Origin of the sequence: Amycolatopsis sp. 2-15, from assembly GCF_030285625.1 — a bacterium.
GTDB classification, from domain to species: domain Bacteria; phylum Actinomycetota; class Actinomycetes; order Mycobacteriales; family Pseudonocardiaceae; genus Amycolatopsis; species Amycolatopsis carbonis.
Genome location: NZ_CP127294.1, coordinates 3,276,147 through 3,292,476, shown reverse-complemented (window position 1 = coordinate 3,292,476; position 16,330 = coordinate 3,276,147). Strand labels below are relative to the sequence as shown.

At 71.5% G+C, this 16,330-nt stretch carries 15 protein-coding genes; 6 read left to right on the top strand and 9 right to left on the bottom strand.

Annotated elements, in window-relative coordinates; all coding sequences use genetic code 11:
• Positions 1-3 precede the first annotated feature (3 nt).
• From QRX50_RS16070 to QRX50_RS16060, 3 genes are read right to left on the bottom strand one after another with little or no spacing between them, the layout of a single operon-like run.
• A complete protein-coding gene (locus QRX50_RS16070; RefSeq protein WP_285974479.1) occupies positions 4-1,689 on the bottom strand; it encodes a hydantoinase B/oxoprolinase family protein in 1,686 nt (561 codons plus the stop codon).
• Entirely contained in the window at positions 1,683-3,740 is a 2,058-nt protein-coding gene (locus QRX50_RS16065; RefSeq protein ID WP_353074155.1) for a hydantoinase/oxoprolinase family protein, read from the bottom strand. Before QRX50_RS16065 ends, QRX50_RS16070 begins: the two co-directional genes overlap by 7 nt.
• Positions 3,740-5,371 (bottom strand): thiamine pyrophosphate-binding protein, encoded by a 1,632-nt coding sequence (locus QRX50_RS16060; RefSeq protein ID WP_285972736.1) that lies wholly within the window; start codon positions 5,369-5,371, stop codon positions 3,740-3,742. Before QRX50_RS16060 ends, QRX50_RS16065 begins: the two co-directional genes overlap by 1 nt.
• 164 nt (positions 5,372-5,535) lie before the next feature.
• Between QRX50_RS16060 and QRX50_RS16055 the strand changes: the two genes are divergently transcribed.
• Complete coding sequence (locus tag QRX50_RS16055; protein ID WP_285972735.1) at positions 5,536-6,912, top strand: WS/DGAT/MGAT family O-acyltransferase; 1,377 nt, start codon at positions 5,536-5,538, stop codon at positions 6,910-6,912.
• 3 nt (positions 6,913-6,915) lie between these two features.
• On the opposite strand, the gene QRX50_RS16050 is transcribed toward QRX50_RS16055, so the two are convergent.
• The gene (locus QRX50_RS16050; protein WP_285972734.1) at positions 6,916-7,890 is read right to left on the bottom strand and encodes an aldo/keto reductase; all 975 of its coding nucleotides are present in this window, start codon (positions 7,888-7,890) and stop codon (positions 6,916-6,918) included.
• Positions 7,891-8,012: 122 nt separating this feature from the next.
• On the opposite strand from QRX50_RS16050, the gene QRX50_RS16045 reads away from it, so the two are divergent.
• Complete coding sequence (locus QRX50_RS16045; RefSeq protein WP_285972733.1) at positions 8,013-9,236, top strand: MFS transporter; 1,224 nt, start codon at positions 8,013-8,015, stop codon at positions 9,234-9,236.
• A 16-nt stretch (positions 9,237-9,252) separates the two neighbouring features.
• Here the strand turns inward: QRX50_RS16045 and QRX50_RS16040 are convergent, their stop codons facing one another.
• Positions 9,253-9,723, bottom strand: coding sequence for a MaoC family dehydratase (locus QRX50_RS16040; protein WP_285972732.1), 471 nt, complete (start codon positions 9,721-9,723; stop codon positions 9,253-9,255).
• 65 nt (positions 9,724-9,788) lie between these two features.
• Between QRX50_RS16040 and QRX50_RS16035 the strand changes: the two genes are divergently transcribed.
• On the top strand, positions 9,789-10,553 hold the full coding sequence (locus QRX50_RS16035; RefSeq protein ID WP_285972731.1) for an ArsR/SmtB family transcription factor: 765 nt from the start codon (positions 9,789-9,791) through the stop codon (positions 10,551-10,553).
• Here QRX50_RS16035 and QRX50_RS16030 read toward each other — a convergent pair.
• The 3 genes from QRX50_RS16030 to QRX50_RS16020 all read right to left on the bottom strand — a co-directional run bounded on the left by QRX50_RS16030 (position 10,511) and on the right by QRX50_RS16020 (position 13,145).
• Positions 10,511-10,771 (bottom strand): hypothetical protein, encoded by a 261-nt coding sequence (locus tag QRX50_RS16030; RefSeq protein WP_285972730.1) that lies wholly within the window; start codon positions 10,769-10,771, stop codon positions 10,511-10,513. The two genes, QRX50_RS16035 and QRX50_RS16030, sit on opposite strands and share 43 nt — an antisense overlap.
• 62 nt (positions 10,772-10,833) lie before the next feature.
• On the bottom strand, positions 10,834-12,216 hold the full coding sequence (locus QRX50_RS16025; RefSeq protein ID WP_285972729.1) for an amidase: 1,383 nt from the start codon (positions 12,214-12,216) through the stop codon (positions 10,834-10,836).
• Positions 12,213-13,145, bottom strand: a complete 933-nt coding sequence (locus tag QRX50_RS16020) for a D-2-hydroxyacid dehydrogenase (RefSeq protein WP_434533276.1) — start codon at positions 13,143-13,145, stop codon at positions 12,213-12,215. The genes QRX50_RS16025 and QRX50_RS16020 overlap by 4 nt, the downstream gene beginning before the upstream one ends.
• Before the next feature lie 163 nt (positions 13,146-13,308).
• On the opposite strand from QRX50_RS16020, the gene QRX50_RS16015 reads away from it, so the two are divergent.
• The 3 genes from QRX50_RS16015 to QRX50_RS16005 are packed head-to-tail and all read left to right on the top strand — an operon-like array spanning position 13,309 to position 15,529.
• Positions 13,309-14,049 (top strand): maleate cis-trans isomerase family protein, encoded by a 741-nt coding sequence (locus QRX50_RS16015; protein WP_285972727.1) that lies wholly within the window; start codon positions 13,309-13,311, stop codon positions 14,047-14,049.
• Positions 14,050-14,095: 46 nt separating this feature from the next.
• Positions 14,096-14,830, top strand: a complete 735-nt coding sequence (locus QRX50_RS16010) for a maleate cis-trans isomerase family protein (RefSeq protein ID WP_285972726.1) — start codon at positions 14,096-14,098, stop codon at positions 14,828-14,830.
• A 3-nt stretch (positions 14,831-14,833) separates the two neighbouring features.
• Positions 14,834-15,529: a GntR family transcriptional regulator gene (locus tag QRX50_RS16005; RefSeq protein WP_285972725.1), complete on the top strand. Its 696-nt coding sequence runs from the start codon at positions 14,834-14,836 to the stop codon at positions 15,527-15,529.
• 286 nt (positions 15,530-15,815) lie between these two features.
• On the opposite strand, the gene QRX50_RS16000 is transcribed toward QRX50_RS16005, so the two are convergent.
• Complete coding sequence (locus QRX50_RS16000) at positions 15,816-16,295, bottom strand: DUF4262 domain-containing protein (RefSeq protein ID WP_285972724.1); 480 nt, start codon at positions 16,293-16,295, stop codon at positions 15,816-15,818.
• Positions 16,296-16,330: the final 35 nt, after the last annotated feature.

The window sequence follows — 16,330 nt, the reverse complement described above, 5'->3', positions numbered from 1 at the left end:
CGTTCAGTCCCTCCCTCGAAGTTCGGCCACCTCGTAGTCCTCGGGCAGCCTGACCAGCGCGTCCGGCACGCCGATGTAGCGCACCACCACGCCGTAGACGGACTCCGCCGCCTCCGCGGAAACGTACCCCGCCACCACGTCGGCCAGCACGTCCGCCACGGCGCGCCGCCGGGGGTCGCCGTAGCCGCCGCCACCGGGGAGGACGACGTCGACCTCGGCGTCGGGGTCCAGAGCCACGCGGCTCTTGGCGGGCAGATCATCGCCGGACACCAGCCCGAACCGGCCGAGGGCACCCGGAGAACCACCGTCCACACCGGACGCGGCGGCCCGCACGCGGTCGACGTTTCCGTTGACACTCCAGGGAACCCCACCCAAGGCCGACATCGTCGTCCGCTGCCCCAGCCCGCCGCGGAACTGCCCGGCGCCACCCGAGTCCACCAGCAGCTCGCGCGTGCCCTGCACCAGCGGCGCGCTCGTCTCGATCACCTCGGTGGGCGTCGAGCGCAGGCCGCTGGGAAAACCCGTGGTCGAGAGGCCGTCACGGGACACGCGCGCGCCCATGCCGCCGGTCTGGAACACCGTGGACATGAAGCCCTCGCCACGCCAGATCGTCATCCACAGGGCGTCGGCACTCGGCGCGATCGGGCAGCCCGGCAGCGCCCCGATCAGTAACGACGGCAGGAAGTGCCCGATCAGGTGCCGCGATGCGACGGGCGCCGGCGGCAGGCAGTTGAGCACCGAGCCCTCCGGCGCGGTCACGTGCACGGGCCGGAACGACCCCGCGTTGTGCGGCACCTCCGGCGAGATCGCCGCCTTCACCGCGAAGGACGCGTACGCCCGCGTGTAGTTCAGCACCACGTTGATCCCGCGCCGGCTCTGCGGCGACGACTCCGCGAAGTCCACGTGGATTTCGTCGCCCGCCACGGTCACCGCGACGCGCAGCACGACCGGTTCGTCGTCGAAGCCGTCGGTCGCCAGCTCGTTGCGGTACACGCCGTCCGGCAACGCGGTGATCGCCTCGCGCAGCGCGCGTTCGGAGCGGTTCATGATCTCCGCGGCGACGTCGTCCAGCGACGTCAGCCCGAACTCCGCCAGCAGCCGCACGAGGCTCGCCGCGCCGACGTCGTTGCCCGCGACCTGCGCGTACAGGTCGCCGATGGTCTCCTCGGGCGTGCGGACATTGGCGCGGATCAGCCGTTCCAGATCGGCGTTCACCTCGCCGGCCCGCAGGAACTTCAGGATCGGCAGCCGCAGGCCCTCCTCGAAAACCTCCGTGGCATCCGCGGACACGAGCCGGCCGCCGATGTCCGGCGCGTGGCAGCACGACGCGAACCACGCGACCAGCCGGCCACCGGCGAAAACCGGCGTGGCGACGGTGATGTCGTTGATCTGCCCGGCCGTCTGCCACGGGTCGTTGGTGAGCAGCACGTCGCCAGGCTCCAGCGTCTCCGGCGGGTACTCGGCGACGAAGTGGCGCAGGCCCGTGGCCATCGCGTTGATGTGGCCGGGGGTGCCGCCGGTCGACTGGCCGATCATCTCGCCGCGCGAGTCGAACACGGCGCACGCGAGGTCGAGCGATTCGCGCACGACGGCGGAGAAGGCCGTGTTGACCAGCGCGTTCTGCTGCTCGGCGAGGATCGAGTGCAGCCGGTTGCCGATCAGGCCCACGAGGATCGGGTCGGTCACCAGCTCACCTCCAGGCTCACGTCGCCGCGCACCACGCAGCGCGCGCCCGGCGGGACGACCACGGTCGACTCGCGTTCCTGCACGATCGCGGGGCCGGCGACCTGCGCGCCCGGCCGCAACCGGTATCGGTCGACCACCACCGTGTCGACAAATCCACCCGCGAAATACACCGGGCGGCTGCCGCCGAACGCCTCTCCGGAAGCGGGTTCCTTGAGCCGCAACGAAACCTCGGGCGCCGGAGCCGACGAGACCACCCGCCAGTTCAGCACCTCCACCGCCACCGGCGGCCCGCTTCGCCGATACAACGAGCGGTAGCCGTCCGTGAAGTCCGCGACCAGGGCGTCCGGCCAGGTCCCCGAAGTGGCCCGCATCGGCACCCGGATCTCGTACCCCTGCCCGGCATACCGCATCTCGGCGACGCGCGCGTGCGTCACGTCCGAACCGTCCACACCGGACTCCCGCAGCAGCGCCGCGCCCTCCGCCTCCATCTCGGCGAACCGCGCGTCGACGTCCTCCCACGACAGGTCGAGCACCGCCGCCCGCGCCGAACGCACGAAGTCGAACGCCAGCGGCGCCGTCAAAAACCCCAGCGCACTCAGCACACCCGCAGCCGGCGGCGCCACCACCGTCGGCGCCCCGAGTGCCCGGGCGACCCCAGCGCCGTGCACCGGCCCCGCACCGCCGAACGTATACATCGGTAGCTTCGCCGGATCCTTGCCGCGCTCCACGGCGTGCACGCGCGCGGCGTTGGCCATGTCCTCGTTCACACTCGTGTGGATGCCCCACGCCGCTTCCTCGACGCTCACGCCCAGCGGCTCGGCGATCTTCGTCCGCACCGCCTCGCGAGCAGCCGGGACGTCGAGCGCCATCCCGCCGCCGAGGAAGTACGCGGGGTCGAGGTAGCCGAGCAACAGGTCGGCGTCGGTGACCGTCGGTTCGGTGCCGCCGCGCCCATAACACACCGGGCCTGGCTCCGACCCCGCCGAATCCGGGCCGACGGTCAGCAACCCCAGCGCGTTCACGCGGGCGATCGAGCCACCGCCGACGCCGATCTCGATCATGTCGGTCACCGGCACCTTCACCGGCAGCCCCGAACCCGGCAGCAGCCGGTACTCGCGGCCGACCTCGAACTCGTGCGTCACCAGGGGCGCGCCGTCAGCGACCAGGCAGAGTTTCGCCGTGGTGCCGCCCATGTCGAACGCCAGCAGGTCACGTTCCCCCGCCCCGACGCCAAAGGCCGACGCGGCGAGCGCCCCGCCCGCCGGACCGGATTCGAGGATGCGGATCGGATACCGGCCCGCGGTCTCGACGGTCGCGATCCCACCGTGGGACAACATGATGTGCGGCGCGGGCCCTACGCCCAGTTCGTGCAGCCGCCGCGCCAGATCCGCCAGGTAGCGCTCGGCGAGGTCCTGCACGTAGACGTTCGCGACCGTGGTCGACGTCCGCTCGAACTCGCGGATCTCCGGCACCACCTCGGACGACAGCGCCACCCGCAGCCGCGGCGCCGCGCGCGCGAGCACCTCGGCCGCACGCCGCTCGTGCGCGGGATTGGTGAAGGAATGCAGGAAACAGACTGCGACGGCGTCGATGCCCCGCGCGTCCAGCTCGCGGCCCAGGCGCGCGACGTACTCCTCGTCCAGTCCCGTGTGGACGGTCCCGTCGGCCAGGATCCGCTCCGGCACGTCGAAGCGCAGGTGGCGCGGCACCAGCGGCTCGGGCAGTTCGAGGCGCAGGTCGTAGAGCTCGTACCGGTGCTCGCGGCGCATCTCCAGCACGTCGCGGAACCCCGCCGTGGCGAGCAACGCGGTGCGCGCGCCCTTGCGTTCGATCAGCGCGTTGGTGACCAGTGTGGTGCCGTGCACGAGCTGCTCGACGTCGCCGAAGTCCAGCCCGGCGCGCGCGAACACCTCCGCCAGGCCCTCGGCGACCGCGAGTGCCGGCTCGCGGTGCGTGGTGAGCACCTTCCCGACCGCGACGACCCCGGCTTCACCGAGCACGCACAAGTCCGTGAACGTGCCGCCGATGTCGATCCCGACCCGCAGGCCGGCCATCAGCGCGGCTTCCGTGGCCACCGGGGCGAGGTGTTCACCGGCGGCTTCAGCTTGGCTCGCACCACCAGCACGTTGGGCTCGTCCGACTCGATGAACTCGCTCAGCAGCCGCCGGAACGCGCGCCCGAACCCGGACACGCGGTCGGCGTGCACCCCGAACGACCGCGCCAGGCCGACGAAATCCGGGCTGTCCCAGTCGACGCCGCGGTGCGGCAGGCCTTCCTGGTCCTGGTCGTAGCGCAGCATGCCGTAGCCGCCGTCGTCGACGACCACGACCGTCACGGGCAGCTGTTCCTCCGCGAGCGTCGCGAGATCGCCCACCGCGTAGAGGAAACCGCCGTCGCCGGTCACGCACACGACGCGGCCGGAACCGGTGGCGGCGGCGCCGAGCGACGCGGGGAAGCCGTAACCGAGCGTGCCCCAGCCCATCGGGTACGCGAGCTTGCGCGGCGCGCGCACGCGGTGGAAACCGCCGATCCAGTAACCGGCCACGCACATGTCGGTGACCAGCATGGCCGGTTCCGGAAGCACTTCTTCCAAAGTGGACAGGAAGTCGGCCGCCTGCGGCTCCTCGGTGCGGATGCGCTGGCGCACGCGACGGCCGATGGACCCCAGCCGCACGGTCAGCTCGTCCAGGCCCGCCCGGCTGGCCGGGCGCAGCGACTCGACGACCCGGCGGGCGTCACCCACCAACGTGATGTCCGGTTTGTAGTTCTTCGCCGCGTCGAAGGCGTCCACGTTCACCGCGATCAGCTTGGGCGGCGCGGGCATCAGCCAGTTCTGCGTCATCAGGCCGTCGAAGTCGGTGCCGATGGCGAGCACCACGTCGGCCTCGTCCCACAGCTCGCCGACCTCCGGCGCGTGCACCGGATTCGGGGCCAGGCAAGGGTGATCGAGCGGCAGCAACCCGCGCGCGGCGAACGTCGTGATCACCGGTGCGGCCAGCCGTTCGGCGAGTTTGCCGATGGCCTCGCCCGCTTCCGAACGCAACGCACCACCGCCGGCCCAGATCAACGGACGCCGGGCTTGGGACAGGAGATCGGCGGCGCGGGCCAGGTCCGGCAGGTCGAGCACGCGCTCCGCCAGCGGCTTCGGCGGTCCGCTCGCCTCCGTGGTTTCACGCAGGTAGTCCGTCGGGATGCCGAGGTACACCGGGCCGGTCTGCGGCATCAGCGCGAGGCGCGCCGCGCGGTGGACGGTGGTGCCGATCTGGTCGGCGCGGTGGACGGTGAATCCGGCCTTGGTCACGGGCGCGAACATCGCCTGCTGGTCGGACGTTTCGTGCAGCACGCCGCGCACCACGCCGGGGCGCTTGAGCGTGAACGGGATGTCGGTGGCGATGACGAGCACCGGCGCGGCCGAGGCCATCGCCTCGCCCACGGCGCCGAGCGTGTTGGCCGCGCCGGGCCCGGTCGTCACGAGCGCGACGCCCAGTTTCCCCGTGGCGCGGGCATAACCGTCGGCGGCATACCCGGCGGTCTGTTCATGCCGGACACCGATGATCCGGATTCCCGTTTCCGCCAACGCCTCCCACAGCGGCAGGTTGTGCACGCCCGGGAGCCCGAACACGACTTCGGTCCCGAGTGCCTTCAGCGCGTCGCCCAGATGCTGAGCACCAGTCCGTCCTGCCACGGCTGCCACTGTATCCACAGCGCGAAAAGCACTGCACGGTCGTCACCGGACACCGTTTGTCACCAGCCGTTATGTGGTACTGGGCGTGGAAGACCTCTTCGTGCGTAGACTCAGGCCCCGGGGAGCGCCGATGCCCCCGGCGTGGGAGAAGGTGGGTGGCCCGAATGCCGTTGATGCCCGTGACCGACTCGATGTTCCTGATGGTCGAGACCCGCGAACACCCCATGCACGTCGGCGGCCTGCAGCTGTTCCGCAAGCCGGAGACCGCGGACGGCAACTACCTCAGCGATCTTCGCCAGAAGATGCTTGCGACCGACAACATGCGCAGCGTCTTCCGGCGCCGCCCCAGCCGGCCCGTGAACACCGCCGGGTACGTGCGCTGGACCGCCGACGCGGAGCTCGAGCTCGACTACCACTTCCGCCACTCCGCGCTGCCGCAGCCGGGCCGCATCCGCGAGCTGCTGGAGGTCACCTCCCGCTGGCACAGCACGCTGCTCGACCGGCACCGGCCGTTGTGGGAGATCCACCTCATCGAGGGCCTGCAGGACGGCCGGTTCGCGATGTACTCCAAGATCCACCACTCGCTGATGGACGGCGTCTCCGCGCTGCGCCACCTGCAGGGCACGCTGTCCGACGACCCGGACGATCTCGACTGCCCGCCGCCCTGGGGCAGCCGGGAGAACGGGGCAGGCGGCAACGGCAACGGCCACGCGCAGCCGTCGCTGTTCAGCCTCGCGGGCAAGACGTTCGACCAGGTCGCGGGTATCGCGCCGGCCGCGGCCAAGGTGGCGCGCGAAGCCTTCCGCGAGCACACGCTGACGCTGCCGATGCAGGCACCCAGGACGATGCTGAACGTGCCCATCGGCGGCGCGCGCCGGTTCGCCGCGCAGTCGTGGTCGCTCGACCGCGTGCGCGCGGTGGCGACCGCCGCCGGCGTCTCGCGCAACGACGTGGTGCTGGCCATGTGCTCCGGCGCGCTGCGCGACTACCTCATCGAGCAGAGCGCCCTGCCGGACGCGCCGCTGATCGCGATGGTGCCCGTGTCGCTGCGCCGCAAGGCCGACGCCGGCGAGGCCAGCGGCAACAACATCGGCGCGCTGCTGTGCAACCTCGGCACCGACCTGTCCGACGCGGCGCTGCGGCTTTCGGCGATCCACACGTCGATGACCAACGGCAAGAAACTCTTCTCGGAGCTCACGCCGTTGCAGACGCTGCTGCTCTCGGGCGTCAACGTGGCGCAGCTGGGCGCGTCGCCGATCCCGGGCGTCGTGAACAACACGCGCCCGCCGTTCAACCTGGTGATCTCCAACGTCCCGGGCCCGCGCAAGCAGATGTACTGGAACGGGGCCGCGCTCGACGGCATCTACCCCGCGTCGGTGCTGCTCGACGGCCAGGCGCTGAACATCACGCTGACCAGCAACGGCGACAACCTCGACTTCGGCATCACCGGTTGCCGGCGCAGCGTGCCGCACCTGCAGCGGATCCTCACGCACCTGGACACGGCGCTGGCGGAGCTGGAAGGCGCGACGGGGGCCAAGTAGGGCTTACGCGATGCCCTCCGGGCTGGCCCCGCCGATCTGGATGGCGCCGGCGGTGATGCGCTCGATCTCGGCGAGGTCTCCGGCTGTCAGGTCGAGGTCCGCGGCGGCCGTGCTGGCCTCGATGTTGCGCGGTTTGCGGGCGCCGACGATGGCGACGTGGATGCCGGGCTGGGCGAGCGTCCAGGCGATCGCGAGCTGGCTGACCGACGCGCCCCGTTCGGCAGCGAACTTGGCGAGCTCGTCGACGATCTCCAGGTTGTGCCGCAGGTTTTCCCCTTGGAACGCCGAGGATTTCGACCGCCAGTCGGACTCGTCGAACACGGAGTCGGCCGTGAAGGTGCCGGTGAGCAGGCCGCTGCCGAGCGGGCTGTAGGCGAGCACACCGATGTCGTGTTCCCGCGCGTACGGCAGCGGATCGGTCTCGATGCCGCGGCGGAACAGGTGGTACGGCGGCTGCAGCGTCTCCACCGGGCGCGTCTCGTCGAAGGTGGCGAGCTCGGCGGCGTTGTAGTTCGACACGCCGATGTGGCGCACCTTGCCCGCGTCGACGAACTCCTGCAGCGTCGCCGCGACCTCCTCCGCCGGCGTCTCGGGGTCGGGCCAGTGGATCTGGTAGAGGTCGAGATGGTCGACGCCGAGCAGGCGCAGGCTGTTGTCCACGCCCTGCGTGAGCCACTCACGGCGAGAGTCGCGGGCCCGTTCGGCACGCGGTTTCGTGCCGCCCTTGGTCGCGATGACGACGCTGTCGCGGTCGTGGTCCAGTTCGCTGCGCAGGGCCTTGCCGAGGAGCTGCTCGGCCGCGCCGGAGCCGTAGGCCTGCGCGGTGTCGAACAGGGTCACGCCGAGCTCTCGCGCGTGCCGGATGGCCGCGATCGCCGTGTCCTCGTCGAAGGAACCCCACTGCCCGCCGAGCTGCCACGTGCCGAAGGCGATCCTCGACACCTCGAGTCCGCTCCGGCCCAGAATCGTCGTCCGCATGATCCTCAGGAGAGCACACGGGCGACGGCCCCGCACCACACCTGTGGCGTGCGTCCCGGCCAGCGGATATCGAGTTGTGCCGGATGTCCCAATGATCGGATACTCGCTCGCGTGACGCGCCGATGAGCCTTCTCGAGCCCTTGCGCGGCCGCAGTTTCCGCGCGCTCGCCACCGGACGGACCCTCGCCACCTTCGCCAACGCCGTCGCCCCCGTGGCGCTCGCGTTCGCCGTGCTCGACCTCACCGGTTCGGCCGTCGACCTCGGTCTCGTGGTCGGCGTGCGGTCGGTCGCGAACATCGCGCTGGTGCTGTTCGGCGGCGTGCTGGCCGACCGCCTGCCCCGCTCGGTGATCATGCAGGGCACCGAGGTGGCCGCCGGCATCACCCAGGGTGCGCTCGCCGTGAGTGTCCTTTGTGGATTCGCATCGATCCCGTTCCTCGTGGCGCTGAGCGCGGTGAACGGCGCCGTGGCCGCGATCTCGCTGCCCGCGGCGGCGGCCATCACGCCCCAGACCGTTTCGCGTGACCAGCTGAACCAGGCCAACGCGCTGATCCGCCTGCTCACCAACACCGGCCGCGTCGCGGGCGCGGGCGTCGCCGGGATCGTGGTCGCCGTGGCCGGCTCGGGCTGGGCGGTCGCGGTGAACGCGCTGCTGTTCCTGGCCGCCGCCGTCGCCTACCGCGGCATCCGCCTCCCACGCGGCGCCCGCATCGAGGCGAGCCACCCGATCGCCGAACTGATCGCGGGCTGGCACGAGTTCCGTTCGCGCACGTGGGTGTGGATCGTGGTGGTGCAGTTCGCCTTCGTCAACGCCGCCGGCCTCGGCACGCTCGTCGTGATCGGCCCGGTGGTCGCCGACGAGACGTTCGGCCGCACGGGCTGGGGCGTCGCCCTTGCGGTCCAGACAGCCGGCTCCATGCTCGGCGGCCTCATCGCCGCCCGCCGGCAACCCCGGCGCGCGCTGTTCGTCGGCGTCCTGCTGGTGACGGCGGAGGCTCTGCCGGTGCTCAGCCTGGGCCTCTGGCCCGCCCTGATACCCCTGCTCGTGGCGATGGCCCTGGCCGGCTTGGCGATGGAGCAGTTCAGCGTCGTGTGGGATGTGTCCCTGCAGGAGAACATCCCCGAAGACCGCCTCGCCCGCGTGTACTCCTACGACGTGCTGGGGTCCCTCGCGGCCATGCCCATCGGCCAGATCGCGGCGGGACCGCTGGTCGAGCACCTGGGCCGCGAGCCCGTGCTGCTGGGCTGCGGCGTGCTGATCGTGGTGGCGACTTTGCTCACGTTGTCCAGCCGGCAGGTGCGCGGCTTGGTGCGACAGCGATCGATCGCGTTGCCGGCCACTTGAGCCCGTTGCGAAACGGCTATTTCGGGCGTACCGCCATGAAGTTGATGGCGTGGGCGCTCATCACGACCTCGGCGTCGGCGTTGAAGAGCTCGATGTGCGTGCGGAGCAGGCCGCGGTCCGGCTTGGACTTCGACAGCCGCGCTTCCTCGATGGTGGCGCGCACGTGGAGCTTGTCGCCGGGACGGACGGGGCGCGGCCAGCGCACGTCGTCCATGCCGGAGCTGCCGAGGCTGGACACCGAGGACAGGAAGTGGTCCACGAACATCCGCATCATCACGCCCGCCGTGTGCCAGCCGCTGGCGACGAGGCCGCCGAAGGGGCCGTGTTCGGCCGCGGCCGGGTCGGTGTGGAAGGTCTGCGGGTCGAAACGCCGCGCGTACTCGACGATCTCTTCCGCGGTCACCACCGCTTCGCCGAACTCGTACACCGCGCCTTGCGGGTAGTCCTCGAACCAGCGGTCGTCGATCGGCGTCGTGAACTCGGTCATGGCCCGCAGCCTGCCACAACAACTGTTCGCTCCGCAGCGAACTGTCGGCGGGCTAATCTCGGCCGATGACGGCCGGACCGGACATCGCGACCGTCGCGCAGGCGATCGGCGAACCGGCGCGCGCGGCGATGCTGCTGCAGCTCATGGACGGCGACGCGCACACCGCGCGCGTCCTCGCGACGGTCGCGGGTATCGCCCCGTCCACGGCGAGCGCGCACTTGCGGCGGCTGTGCGACGCGGGCCTGGTGCGCGTGACGGAGTCCGGCCGGCAGCGGCTGCACCGGCTCGCCGGGCCGGAGATCGCCCAGCTCGTGGAGGCCCTCGCCGCGCTCGCGCCTCCGCGCCTGCCCGCGAACCTGCAGCCGGACCCGCCGACGAACGCGCTGCTCGAGGCCCGCGTTTGTTACGGCCACCTCGGCGGCCGGCTCGGCGTCACGATCGCGGCCCGGCTTCAAGAGGACGGCGTCGTCGGCGCACTCCGCCCCGGCGACACCGCCGCCGTGCGCACCTTCGACCATCCGTTGCTCTGCGCACTCGGGATCACCGGAGTCACCGCCGCTCCACCCGTGCGCGCCTGCCTCGACTGGTCACAGGGCAGGGTTCACCTCGCCGGCGCGCTCGGCGCCGCGCTGCTGAGCGGCCTCCTCGACGCGGGCTGGGTCCGCCGCCGCCCGGCCGGGCGAGCACTGCGGATCACGCCGGCCGGCCGGGACCGCTTGGCGCGGCTGGCCTTTCCGCCAGTGGGTGTTTCCGGCAGTCAGCGTTTCGGTAGTCAGCGTTTCGGTAGTCAGCGCCCGGGCGAACGCGGCTCAGGCGCGACGTCGCGGTGACCGTCGAGCTTCCACCAGCTCTCGAGGGTCTGGCGCAGCGCCTTGAGCAGCTCCCCGCCCGTTTCGAGCGGCACCAGCGCCGTCGGGCCGTCTTCGATGCGGAGGGCGGCCGACAGACGGTCGTCGCGTTCGATGAGGCCCACGATCACGCGGGTGGGTTGACCGGCCATGTCGACAGTGGCGATCGCCTGCTCGTATCGCCAGCCCGTGGAATGCACGCGCCAGACCCTGGCACAGTTTCCGCCGCTCGCGGCCGGAGTTCACCCCAACGTGCGTCGGGTCAGCGCACCACCCAGGGCCGCACCTCTTCGAGCAGCTTCGCGACGGCCAGCACGAGGTCGTCGGAGTGCCGCGGACCCACGATCTGCAGCCCCACCGGCAATCCGGCCGACGTCCGTCCGGCCGGGACGCTGATCGCCGGCTGCTGCGTCATGTTGAACGGGTAGGTGAACGGCGTCCACTCCGGCCACTCGCTCAGCCCGCTGCCCGGCGGCACGTCGTGCCCGGCCTCGAACGGCGGGATCGGGATGGTCGGGGTGATCAGCACGTCGTAGCGCGTGTGGAACTCGCCCATCAGGATGCCGAGCGCCGCGCGGGCGGCGGTGGCGTCGAGGTAGTCGCTCGCGCTGTAGGTCTTGCCCTGCTCCCAAACGCGGCGCAGCCCGGGGTCGACGCGGTCCTCGCTGCCCGGCGGGAACCCGTCGAGCATCTTCGCCGCGCCGGTGGACCAGAGCACGTCGAACGACGGCTTCGGGTCCTCGAACCCCGGGTCCACCTCCTCGATCTGCAGCCCCGCGTCGTCGAGCGCCTTCACGGCCGCCGCGACGATCGCCGCTACCTCCGGGTCCACGTCCACGTAGCCGAGCGTCGGCGAGAACGCCGCGATGAGTCCGCGCACGTCACGCCGCACGGCCTCGCGGTAGGTGCTGACCGGCGGCGCGAGCGCGGCCGGGTCACGCGGGTCGGACGTGGCGATCACGTCGAGCAGCAGCGCGGTGTCGTCGACGCTGCGCGCCATCGGGCCGGCGTGCGACAGCGGGCCGAACGGGCTCGCCGGGAACAACGGGATCCGCCCGTGGGTCGGCTTCAGCCCGACGATCCCGCAGAACGACGCGGGGATCCGCACCGAACCACCGCCGTCGGTACCCACGGAGATCGCGCCCATGTCCGCCGCGACGGCCGCCGCGCTGCCACCGCTGGAGCCGCCGGCGGTCTTCGACGGGTCGACGGGGTTGCGCGTGATGCCGGCGAGCGCGCTGTCGGTCACGCCCTTCCACGCGATCTCAGGCGTGGTCGTTTTGCCCAGCACCACCAGGCCGGCCTCGCGCATCCGCGCCATCACGGGGCTGTCGACGTCCCACGACCCCTCGGCCGGGATGCTCGTGGAGCCGCGCCGGGTGGGCCAGCCTGCGGTGAGGAACATGTCCTTGATCGACGCGGGCACCCCGTCGAGCCAGCCGATCGGGTTGCCGTCGCGCCAGCGGATCTCGGCGGCCTTCGCCTGTTCCAGCGCGCGGTCGGCGTCGACGAGGCAGAAGGCGTTGAGATCGCCGTCGCGTTCCTCGATGGCCTGCAGCGCGTCCTCGGTCGCCTCCACCGGCGAAAGCTCCCCGGTGGCGTAGGCGGCGACCAGTTCGCTTGCGGTCAGTTCCCGGTGGCTCATCCGGCTGCTCCCTGCGATTCCGACGGCACGTATCCGAGCCGTTTGTCCACGACGTTGTGCAACGGCTCCCCGGCCACCCAGCGGCGGAAGTTCGCCGCGAAGACCTCTACCAGAGTGTTGCGCCAGCCCGCGAAGTCCCCCGACATGTGCGGCGACAGCAGCACGTCCGGCATTGTCCAGAGTGGACTGTCGCCCGGCAGCGGCTCGGTGTCGAACACATCGAGGGCCGCGCCCGCAATCTCACCTCCGCGCAACGCCGCCACCAGGTCCGACGTGACCACCAGCTCGCCGCGCCCGACGTTCACGAACCGCGCCGACGGCTTCATCGCCGCGAACGCCGCCGCGTCGAACATGCCCTTCGTCTGCTCGGTCAGCGGCGCGACGGCCACGACGTAGTCGAAGGCCGGCAAGTGCTCCGTGAGCTGCGCGGAGTCGTGCAACGTGCCGAAGTCGGGGTCGCCCGTGCGCGGGCGCCGTCCGGCCCCGGACACGCGCAGGCCGGCCGCGCGCAGCAGCCGCGCGATCGAGCGGCCGATGGGCCCGGTCCCGACCACGAGCACCTCGCGCCCGGCGACGCGTTCGGTCTCGCGGTGCTGCCACGTGCCGGCGCGCTGCAGGTCGAGCGATCGCGCGAAGTCCTTGGCGAAGGCCAGGACCACGCACAGCACGTACTCGGCGATGGCGTCGTCGAAGACGCCCCGCGAGTTAGTGAGCACGACGTCGCTCTCGACCAACCCGGGGAACAGCACCGGGTCGACGCCCGCGCTCGCGATGTGCAGCCAGCGCAGGTCGCCGGCCGCGTGCCACGCGCCGGGCACGGCCGTGGAGAGGAAATCGTAGACGAACAGCCCCTGGGCTCCGGTAAGCGCTTCGGGTAGTCCTCGCGCGTCGGTGTAACGAACCACCGCCGCCTCTTCGATAGCGGCCATGTCCGGTGGTGGAGCCGACCCGCACAGCACCGCCAGTACGGGAAATTCCGAGGCGATCACATTGACACCGTAAAAGTGGCTCGTATGATTGTCAACAATCCGAGGAACGACCCCCGGAGCACCGGACGTGTCATCTGCACAGGCGTATTCCGGAGGCTGAGCCTTGGATCTGGATTTCCTCGCGTTCGAGGGCCCGCTCGCACAGCGCGGCATCGGCGTGATCGCGCCGTTCGACCTTGCCCTCGAACGCGAACTCTGGCGGTGGGTACCCATGGAGGTCTCCCTCCATCTCGCCCGCACGCCGTACGAACCCGTGCCCGTGAGCATGGAGATGGCGCAGCTCGTGAGCGACAGCCGCCACCTCGCGGCGGCGACGCGCGACGTGCTGCACGTCGAGCCCGAGGTGGTCGCCTACCTCTGCACGTCGGGCAGCTTCGTCAACGGCATCGACTACGAGCGCTCCCTCACCAAGGCGATCTGCGACGCGGGCGCGCTCGACGCGGTGACGACCTCGGGGGCGCTGGCCGAGGTGCTGCAGCAGCTCGACCTGCACCGGATCTCGGTGCTCACCCCCTACGACGCCGACCTCACCGGCAAGCTCCACGACTTCCTCGCCGAGCTCGGCGTGACCACGGTGTCCAGCGACCACCTCGGCCTGGGCGGCGGCATCTGGAAGGTCAGCTACCGCACCATCGCCGAGCGCATCCTCGCCGCCGATCACAGCGACGCCGAAGCGATCTTCGTCAGCTGCACCAACCTCCCTACCTTCGACTTGATCGAGCCCCTCGAGGCCGCGCTGGGCAAACCCGTGCTCACGGCCAACCAGCTGACCATGTGGGCGTGCCTGCGCCGCATGAACCTGCCGATCGTCGGCCCCGGCAAGTGGCTGCGGGAGGTCTCTTGACGCGCCTGTCTAAGATTGTCGACAATCTGCTCATCCCGGAGGTTTCGTGACCACGATCGGCTTCATCTACCCCGACCACGCGGCCGAGGACGACTACCCGCTCGCCGAGCAGCTGCTCGGCGGGTCGGACGCCGACGAAGGCGACATCCGGCTGCCGGTCGAGCACATCTACGGCACCGACCTGCACGCCGTGCCCGAGCTGCTCGACCTCGGCAGCGAGGCCCGCCTCGCCGACGGCGCCACGCTGCTCGCCAAGCACGAGCCCGACGCGGTGATCTGGGCCTGCACGTCCGGCAGCTTCGTGTACGGCTGGGACGGGGCGCGCGACCAGGCCGACCGCCTCGCCGCGGTGGCCGGGGTCCCGGCATCGAGCACGTCCTTCGCCTTCGTGCACGCAGCGCAGGCCCTCGGCGTGAAGCGGGTCGCGGTGGCCGCGAGCTACCCCGACGACGTGGCGCGCCTGTTCGTGGACTTCCTCGCCGTCGGCGGCGTCGAGGTGCTCACGATGGCGAGCGCGGGCATCGACACCGCCGCCGAGGTCGGCCGCTTGGAGCCCGAAGCCGTGGTGCGCCTGGCCGCGGAGAACAACCACCCCGAGGCCGACGCCGTGCTCGTGCCGGACACCGCGATGCGCACGCTCGGCGAGATCAACGCCATCGAGACCGCGCTGGGCAAGCCCGTGCTCACCGCGAACCAGGTGACGATCTGGGAAGGCCTGCGGCTCACCGGCACCACGCGCCTGGTGCGTTCGCTGGGCGCGCTGTTCCGGGTGAGGAGCTGAGCCGTGGTCGTCCTGCCCGACATCGAACCCGTCAGCCGGGAGTCGACCGCCGCCGTGATCGCCCGCCAGCTGCGCGACGCGATCATGACCGGCGCGCTGCCTCCCGGCACCCAGCTCGGCGAGACCGACCTCGCCTCCCGCTTCCAGGTCTCGCGCGGCCCGCTGCGGGAGGCGATGCAGCACCTCGTCTCCGAAGGACTGCTCCGCAGCGAGCGCCACCGCGGCCTGTTCGTGATCGACCTCGAACCGAGCGACGTGTTCGACATCTACCTCGCCCGCTCGGCCGTCGAGCGCGCCGCCCTGCTGTGCGCCCTGCGCGGCGACCGCGAGCAGATCGCGGCCTCGCTGGAGCAGTCCGTGGCCGACATGGCCGCCGCCGCGAACGACGACGACCCCACCGCGCTGTCGGCCGCCGACCTCGCCTTCCACGAGGCCCTCATCAACGCCTCCGGCAGCAAACGCCTCGTGCGCATGGCCCGCACCCTCCTCATCGAGACGCGCATGTGCCTGACCCTGCTGCAAAGCACCTACCAGGGCGTGGAAGACCGCGTGGACGAACACACGCGCATCATCGACGCCCTGCGCACCGGCGACGCGGACGCGGCCCTGCACCTGCTGGACGCGCACATGGAAGATGCGATCGGCCGGCTGGTGCCAGGGACGAGCCTGAAGGAAGGCGAAGCGCCGGCTCCCGCGTGACCGTGCGCCGCATACGGCAGCTCGGCTCGCGGGCGAGCGGGAGCCGCCATGCCCGGATTCGCTCGCCGCCGCACCGAGAAACCGCGATTGGCGACCGGCCGCACCCGACCTTCCGCGGCCAAGACGGCGCCACACCCGCCGACCCATCGGCCCGCAGCCGCCGGAGAGGCTGAGCATCGCGGCCCTGACGACAGCGGGAGCGCCCGTGATCCGCGGGCGCCAGGTGCCGCGGCCGGATTCGTTTGCCGCGCAGGACGACCGCTCGCGAAGACGCTGCCGCACTCGCTCAGTCATCGGACCGCGTCCCCAGCACCGGCTGGCCGCCGAGGCCGTCGCGGTAGGACGGGGACCACGGGAAGCGGCCGGCCTCGTCGGCGTGGACGAGCTGGAGCGCGCGAATGTCGTGGCCGTACAGGGAAACCGCGACCGACAGGTGCGCCGACGGTGCGGTGAGGGCGACGACCTCGACAGAAGGCAAGCCCCGCAAGGAAAAGACCTCGCCGGGGCGCGGTGGGCCGGAGCCGAAGGAGCGTTCGGCGGCGGCGCCCAGCAGCAGGATGGACGCGTGCGGCGGCAGGCCGGTGACCACGAGCTCCGGCAACCCGTGGGCCGTTAGGCCGACGGTATAGGCCCAGGGCGGCCGGGGACCCGTGCCCAGCACGCCCTGGACGCACCAGCCGTACTCCTGGACCCGGTCCAGGATCTCCGCCAGGTAACGCTCCCCGGGTCTTCCTGTGTTGTCGCGGCCCTCGCACTGCTCGCACATCGGTGCTCCCCCTCGTTCGACGAAACCGGTCCGGC